The organism is Thermomicrobiales bacterium (genome assembly GCA_023954495.1).
Classification (GTDB): Bacteria; Chloroflexota; Chloroflexia; order Thermomicrobiales; family CFX8; genus JAMLIA01.
In genome coordinates this window covers 1-6,888 of record JAMLIA010000116.1, presented here as the reverse complement: position 1 = coordinate 6,888, position 6,888 = coordinate 1, and the positions used below count along the sequence as shown (strand labels likewise).

At 64.0% G+C, this 6,888-nt stretch carries 8 protein-coding genes; 2 read left to right on the top strand and 6 right to left on the bottom strand.

All coding sequences use genetic code 11. The features are described from left to right. Nucleotides 1–90 precede the first annotated feature (90 nt). From M9890_14990 to M9890_14980, 3 genes are all read right to left on the bottom strand, one after another. Nucleotides 91–384: a DUF503 domain-containing protein gene (locus M9890_14990; protein MCO5178259.1), complete on the bottom strand. Its 294-nt coding sequence runs from the start codon at nt 382–384 to the stop codon at nt 91–93. Between the two features lie 65 nt (nt 385–449). Then, a complete protein-coding gene (locus tag M9890_14985; protein ID MCO5178258.1) occupies nt 450–1,607 on the bottom strand; it encodes an FAD-binding oxidoreductase in 1,158 nt (385 codons plus the stop codon). A 49-nt stretch (nt 1,608–1,656) separates the two neighbouring features. Continuing rightward, the gene (locus M9890_14980; GenBank protein ID MCO5178257.1) at nt 1,657–2,766 is read right to left on the bottom strand and encodes a Xaa-Pro peptidase family protein; all 1,110 of its coding nucleotides are present in this window, start codon (nt 2,764–2,766) and stop codon (nt 1,657–1,659) included. Between the two features lie 128 nt (nt 2,767–2,894). On the opposite strand from M9890_14980, the gene M9890_14975 reads away from it, so the two are divergent. Together M9890_14975 and M9890_14970 are read left to right on the top strand one after the other, a co-directional pair. Continuing rightward, nucleotides 2,895–3,938, top strand: coding sequence for a D-2-hydroxyacid dehydrogenase (locus tag M9890_14975; GenBank protein ID MCO5178256.1), 1,044 nt, complete (start codon nt 2,895–2,897; stop codon nt 3,936–3,938). Between the two features lie 11 nt (nt 3,939–3,949). Continuing rightward, nucleotides 3,950–5,230 (top strand): ArgE/DapE family deacylase, encoded by a 1,281-nt coding sequence (locus M9890_14970; GenBank protein ID MCO5178255.1) that lies wholly within the window; start codon nt 3,950–3,952, stop codon nt 5,228–5,230. Nucleotides 5,231–5,332: 102 nt separating this feature from the next. Here M9890_14970 and M9890_14965 read toward each other — a convergent pair whose 3' ends face one another. The 3 genes from M9890_14965 to M9890_14955 all read right to left on the bottom strand — a co-directional run. Beyond that, a complete protein-coding gene (locus M9890_14965; GenBank protein ID MCO5178254.1) occupies nt 5,333–5,800 on the bottom strand; it encodes a peroxiredoxin family protein in 468 nt (155 codons plus the stop codon). 28 nt (nt 5,801–5,828) lie between these two features. Then, entirely contained in the window at nt 5,829–6,302 is a 474-nt protein-coding gene (locus M9890_14960) for a YbaK/EbsC family protein (protein ID MCO5178253.1), read from the bottom strand. Further along, the coding region (locus M9890_14955) for an HD domain-containing protein (GenBank protein ID MCO5178252.1) at nt 6,256–6,888 on the bottom strand (633 nt) is incomplete at its 5' end. The genes M9890_14960 and M9890_14955, both read right to left, overlap by 47 nt.

The following is a 6,888-nucleotide window of genomic DNA, read 5'->3' as shown; positions in this document are numbered from 1 at the left end:
CAGGAGAACTGGTTTGCTGTCGTATTCAAATTCGGCGCAATCAGACGCTCGCACCCCGCGAAAGGTGGCAGACACAGCCTGCTCTCGACCTCACCCCAAATGAATCAACTCAGTCGAAACGTCGGCGATTGCGCCATCGGCGAGGTTCGCCTCGATGAAGCGCAGCACTTCGGCGAGCATACTGTCGGCGTGGCTCGCAGAGTTCGAGACACAGGAGAAGCCGATCCCGGCCATCTGCCATGAGTCCAGATAATCGACCTCGGCCACGCTGGCGTTGTACCGGCTGCGGGTACGCTCGACAACCGACCGAATCACCCGCCGCTTGTCTTTCAGCGACTGGCTGGCGAACAGCTGCACCGAGACGTAACCAACTCCAACAACCACAAGGCCTCCCCCACGACACGGCCGATTTGTCCAAACGCCGCGAGGCAGTCCCGAATCGCAGAGCGCTAGATGACGTTGTGCTCCTGCAGCAGCACGCCCTCGCGGAAGCGGCTCGGTCGGAACGCCGAGACGTCGATCGTTGATGCTTCGCCATCGACCACAAGTTCAGCGACGACGCGCCCGATGGCTGGCCCCTGCATGAACCCGTGCCCGGAGAACCCGGCTGCAACGAGGAAGCCATCCAGATCCGGCACCGCGCCAACGAGCGGGTTATCGTCGGGCGTGACTTCGTAAAACCCCGCCCAACCACGCAGAATCTCGGCCTGCTCGAAGATCGGCGCGCGCTCGATCAGCGCCTCGACCGTCGCCACCATCCAGTCGTCATCAACGACCTTATTCTCCGAGCTCGGCTCGTCCTTGTTGCTCATGCCGAACAGAAAGCCGTGGCTCTCCGGGTGGAAATAGAGCGAGCGAGCGAACTCGATCGTCATCGGGACGGTTGGCGCAATCCTGTCGAACGGCTCGGTGATGAACGACATCCGGCGGTACGGATGGATCGGCAGATCCAGACCGGCCAGGCGGCTGACCGCGTTCGTCTGCGGACCGGCGCAGCAAATGACCAGCGGCGACGAGATGACCGTGTCACCAGTCTGCACGCCGGTCACGCGATCGTTCTCGACGACGATGCCGGTTACCGGCGACTCCTCGAAGATGCGGACGCCCGCACGTCGCGCCGCCTGTGCGAAGCCCATCGTGCTGGTCGACGTGTCGGCCCAGCCATCGCGCGGGCAGAACGTACCGCCGATGACATCATCAACCAGAACCGACGGATTCAGCTCGCGAATGTCGTCCGTCGAGACCCAGCGCACCGGCACGCCCAGCGACTGCTGCAGCTCAAGGTTGTGCTGAAACACCGGCACATCGTCCTGGCTGGTCAGCAGGAAGAGGTAGCCCTGCTGGCGCAGATTGATATCGACGCCGAAGCGCTCCTCAAACTGCTCCCAGTACTCCAGGCTGATCTGCGACAGCCGAATGTTCGTCTCGGTCGAGAACTGCAGGCGGATGCCACCGGCTGCATCGGCCGTCGCGCCGCGACCGATCTGGTCGCGCTCCAGCACGACGACGTCGCGTACGCCGCGCTCCGCCAGGTGATAGGCGATCGAGCAGCCCATGATGCCCGCGCCGATGATGACGACCTCCGCCGTTGCCGGATACTGATCCATGACCGAGCCATTCCTTACGTCGCGCGTCGCACGACTCGCTAACTGATCGTTAGTCCATCACCGTCAAGTCGCGCGGTGCGGTGTTGAGACTTTCGTAGCCGTCCTCGGTGCAGACGAGGATGTCCTCGATGCGGACGCCGAACTTGCCGGGGATGTAGATGCCCGGCTCATCGGAGAACACCATACCCGGCTGCAACTCGGTGGTGTTGCCGCTGACCATGTACGGCTCCTCATGCACATCGAGCCCGAGTCCGTGACCGAGGCGATGGATGAAGTATTCCCCGTAACCAGCCGCCTCAATGACGTCACGCGCCGCCTTATCAATCGACTCGCAGGTCGCACCGGGCTTAACCGCCGCCTTCGCCGCCGCATTCGCCCGCAGCACAGTCTCGTACACGTTGCGATATTCGTCGGTCGGCTCGCCAACGTAGACGGTCCGCGTCATGTCGGAGTAGTAGTGCTCCCAGGTGCTGCCGAAGTCGAACACGACCGAGTCACCGCTCTGAATCACCCGCTCGCCGGTCATATGATGCGGCGAAGCCGAGCCCGGCCCACTGCCGACAATCATGAAACCCGGCTCCGGCAGACCCTCGTCACCGAGATAGCGAGCCAACTCTGCGCCGGCCTGCTGCTCGGTCAGGCCCGAGAGCCGTGTCGACTCGACGAAGCGTGTCCAGGCGATGTCGGTCCGACGTGCCGCCTCGCGCAACGCGGCGATCTCGGCCTCGTCCTTGACGACGCGCAGCGCGCCGATCACGTCGCCACCCGGTAGCCACTCTGCACCAGTGATCGCGCGCTGCAATCGCAGCAGGAACACCGACCACGTCTGATCGCTGACAGCGATGACCTTGCCAGCGGCAGCACCCACCAGTGACGCCACGAGAGCCGACGGGTTGTCCGTCTCTTCCCAGGCGTGGACATCGACAATGTCGCGTCGATCATCAAGGCGAACTGCTTCCAGCCGTGGCGCAACAACGAACGCCCGCCCAACCTTTGGAACGCCTAGCAGCGTCAGCCGCTCTGACGAATGCGCCGGATAGCCCAGCATGTAGACGAGGTCAGACGATGGTGTGACGAAAACGTAGTCAACACCCTGACGGGCCATTTCCGCCTGGGCGCGCTCAAGCCGCCGCGCCAGCGTCGTGTTGATATCGACCATCTGCCCTGCCCTCTCCCAGTCATTCGCCGAGTCACAACGGCGATTCTAGCGCAGCAAACCGTGCTCGGGCGTGAATCACCGCCTGTGCTATTCTCCGGCCTGGATCTGGTGAGTGATGGAGGGCTGCGTTGGCGACGATAAAGGTCATGATTGCATCGCCGTTGGAGGCTGAACACGTCGAGCGAATTCGGCGTGAGGCACCGGACGGTGTCGCGGTCTATTACGAGCCCGACCTGCTGCCACCGACGCGCTACGTTGCCGATCACGACGGCATCGAGGGCTACCAGCACACGCCCGAGCAGGCGGAGCGCTGGGAGAAATATCTCTTTGACGCGGACGTCATGTTCGACTTCCCACCCAAAGGCAAGCATCCGCTCGACTGGGCCCCGAACCTGTGCTGGATCCAGACGACAAGCGCAGGAGTCGGTCAAACAGTCGCCAGACTGGGCATCCGGCCGGGCGAAATCTATATCACGACCGCCAGCGGCGTACACGCGCGTCCGCTGACCGAGTTCGTGTTCATGGTGCTGTTGATGGTCGTCAAGGAATACGACCGACTGCGCGATGACAAAATCGCCCACCGCTGGGTGCGCTTCTGCTCCGACGAACTCTCCGGCAAAACGCTCTCCATCGTCGGCCCCGGCCGCATCGGTCGCGAGGTCGCCCGCATGGCCCGCTGCTTCGACATGCACGTCGTCGCCACAGCCCGCGACTGCCGACCCGAGCGCGCCGCCGAGATCGGCGTCGATCGCCTCTACGAGCGCAGCGAGCTGCAAACGATGCTGGCCAGCGCCGATGCCGTCGTCCTCTGCGCACCGCACACACCGGACACGGAGAACATCATGGACCGCGCCGCTTTCGATGCGCTCAAGCCCGGCGTCGTGTTCATCAACATCGGGCGCGGTCAGCTCGTCGATGAGGCCGCGCTGCTGGACAAGCTCACCGACGGCACGATCCGCTTCGCCGGACTGGACGTGTTCCGCACCGAACCACTGCCCGCCGACTCGCCATTCTGGGACCTGCCGAACGTGATTATCAACCCACACTCGGCCAGCACGTCCGAGCGCGAAAACGGTCGCATCGTCGACATCTTCATCCACAATCTGCACTGCTATGTCGAGGGCCGCTATGAAGAAATGCGCAATCTGCTCGACGTCGAGCGCATGTACTGAGGAGCCACTCAATGCCAATTGATGCCGATCTGGTCAGGCGAATATCCGACGCCGTCGATGCGCGCCGCGACGAAACGATTGCACTCCTGCAGTCGCTCGTCCGCGTCCCGTCGGTCACCAACTCGGAAGGCGACGTGCAAAAAGTCGTGATGAACGCCTGTGGCGTTCGCGATCTGGCGGTCGACGCCTGGGAGGCGACGCCGGAGGAGATCGCGCCGTATCACGACCATGTCGGTCAGCAAACGGTCTACGAGGGTCGCACCAATGTCGCCGCCGTGAAGCGCGGCACGGGCGGCGGGCAGTCAATCCTGCTGAACGCGCACATGGATACCGTCGAGAACGGCGACCCGGCGACCTGGACGCAGGATCCGCTCGGCGCTGAAGTCGTTGGCGACTTGGTGTACGGTCGCGGCTCGTGCGACATGAAGGGCGGCCTCACCAGCTACCTGGCCGCGTTCGATGCGCTCGACGCGCTCGGCATCCGTCTCGCAGGCGACGCGACCGTCCTCGCCACGGTCGGCGAAGAGGACGGCGGAGTCGGCGCGCTCTCGACAATCTTGCGCGGCTACAAGGCCGACGCTGTCCTCATCACTGAACCAACCAAACTGGCGTTGGTGACGGCGCAAGGCGGCTCGCTTGTCTTCCGCATGACGATCGTCGGCAAGTCGGCCCACGCCGCCGTACGCGACGAAGGCGTTTCAGCGCTGGAGAAATTCGTGCCGATCTTCCAGGATCTGCTGGCATTCGAAGCCGAGCGCAACGCGGCGATCGATCACCCGCTCTACGCACCAATCGCGAACAAGATTCCGATCAACATCGGCGTCGTCCACTCCGGCGTCTGGGCGTCGACCGTGCCTGAATCGCTGGTCGCCGAAGGCCGAGTCGGTCTGATTCCAGGCGAGGATGTCGATGCATTCAAGGCGCAGGTCGTCGAGCGCATCATGCAGGTTGCCAACGCTGATCCGTGGCTCCGCGAGCACCCACCGACGATCGAGTGGTTTGGCGGCCAGTTCGCACCAACGGAAACCTCGCCCGACAGCCCGATCGCTCAGTGCATCGCCGCCGCCCACGCCGCCGTCACTGGAGCTCCGCCCCCAGTCGAGGCGGTCACGTACGGCGCGGACATGCGGCTGTTCACCATCATCGGCGACATGCCCTGCGTCATGTACGGAGCAGGTGATGTGACCGTCGCCCACCACGCCGACGAACACATCAGCATCACCGAACTGCTCACAGCGACGAAGACCATCGCCTGCATGCTCGTCGATTGGTGCGGCGTCACCGGGGAGTGATCTGGGGTGATGGAGTACGGCAACCGCAGTCGACACACGCCACCTCATGCGCGCGGATATGTTGGTTGGGACGACGGCTCGCTCGCCCGATGATCTTCGAGATCAGCTGCACCGCGCCGCGATGAACTCCAGCCAGCCGGGGATGTCTTCGGGCAGAAGGCCCGGAGTGGCGCTGTCGCCGGTGTTCGTCGAGAAGATGACGAAGTATCTGTCGGTCACGAACACAGCGGGCAGGTCAGGGGACGACAGTCCGTAACGCGCGGACAGAGAGCTATCCGTGTCGACCAACGCCGGCAGACCGTGGGTCTCCATGCCGGGCGGGACAATCGCGACGATCTCGCCGACTTCGGCGTGGGCAGCGTTGCGCTGCTCGGCGGCTTCGCGCAGCCATCGGCGACCAGTGTCATCATCAGCGACGAATAGGATCCCAAGGTTGCGCCGCATGTAGAACGAACGGCGGAGTGACATGCGTTCGCCCTGCGGCGTCTCGCCGACGAGGTCCGGTGCTTGCTGTCCGCGTGTTGGAGTCGGATATGTGCGCTCGCGATGAGCGATGCTGCCCTGCGCCATCATTCGTTCCCTTCATCTCCGTGCGCCGTCATTCGTCGACCTGCACGATGTCTGCGACCGTCGCGTCTGTCACCCGCAGGATCTCTGCCGGACGGATCTGAAGCAGCGAATCCACACGTCCACCGCCGCCATAGACGACCGATAGTTGCGTGACTCTACTATCGACAACGACAGTGAGCGGCATCGTATGCCCGACAGGCGGAGTCCCACCTGCTGGGTAACCGGTCTTCGTCAGAACGACCTCCGCAGCAGCCATCTTCACGCGTTCCAGCCCCGCAACCGCAGCTAGCCGAGCGCGGTCGACGCGGCTCGCACCAGTGACGATGGCCAGAACGACGCGCCCATCACGTGCAGCGAACAGCAACGACTTGATGATCTGGTCTGGCTCGACGCCCAGCGCAGCCGCAGCGTCCGGAACGGTCGGTGTCGGGACGCCTGGTTCGATCAGGCGCGCGTCAAGCTCGCCGGACTCGATCAACTGCTCCAGCCGCGTCACGGTCACTCCCAATCTCGCTGAGGATCTGCGCGCGATGGTCGCGCACATACGCTGCCCGGCGCTCCGCTTCAACGCGTCCGGCTTCCGTCTGCATCATCTCCGGCAACTTCAGCAGCTTGCGCTCGATGTGATCCAGCGCCCAGACACGATCATCCAGCTCACGATCCACGCCGGCCGGGTTGGTCGGGTGATAGAGCAGGCTGTGCATCTCCGCGCCAGTGACCCACAGCCGGGCGATGCCGATCGCACCCAGAGCGTCGAGCCGGTCGGCGTCCTGGACGATGCGCGCTTCGGGAGTCTCCGGCGTCAATCCGCCCGAAAACGAGTGGACGAGCACCGCATGGCAGACACCATGGATTGTCGCCTGATCGACGCCGAGCGCTGTAAGGATAGAGCGCGCTTCATCGGCTGAGCGACGCGCGGCCTCGCCCGGTGCGGCTTGACCCTTCGGCAGCATAACGACATCGTGCAGCCAGGCCGCCAGCTCGATGATGGTGCGGTTCGCCGGACGACCTGAACACTCCTCTGCATCGGCGAGGCGGCGCGCATTGACGACCACGCGCGCGAGGTGAGCAGCGTCGTGGGGGGGGGG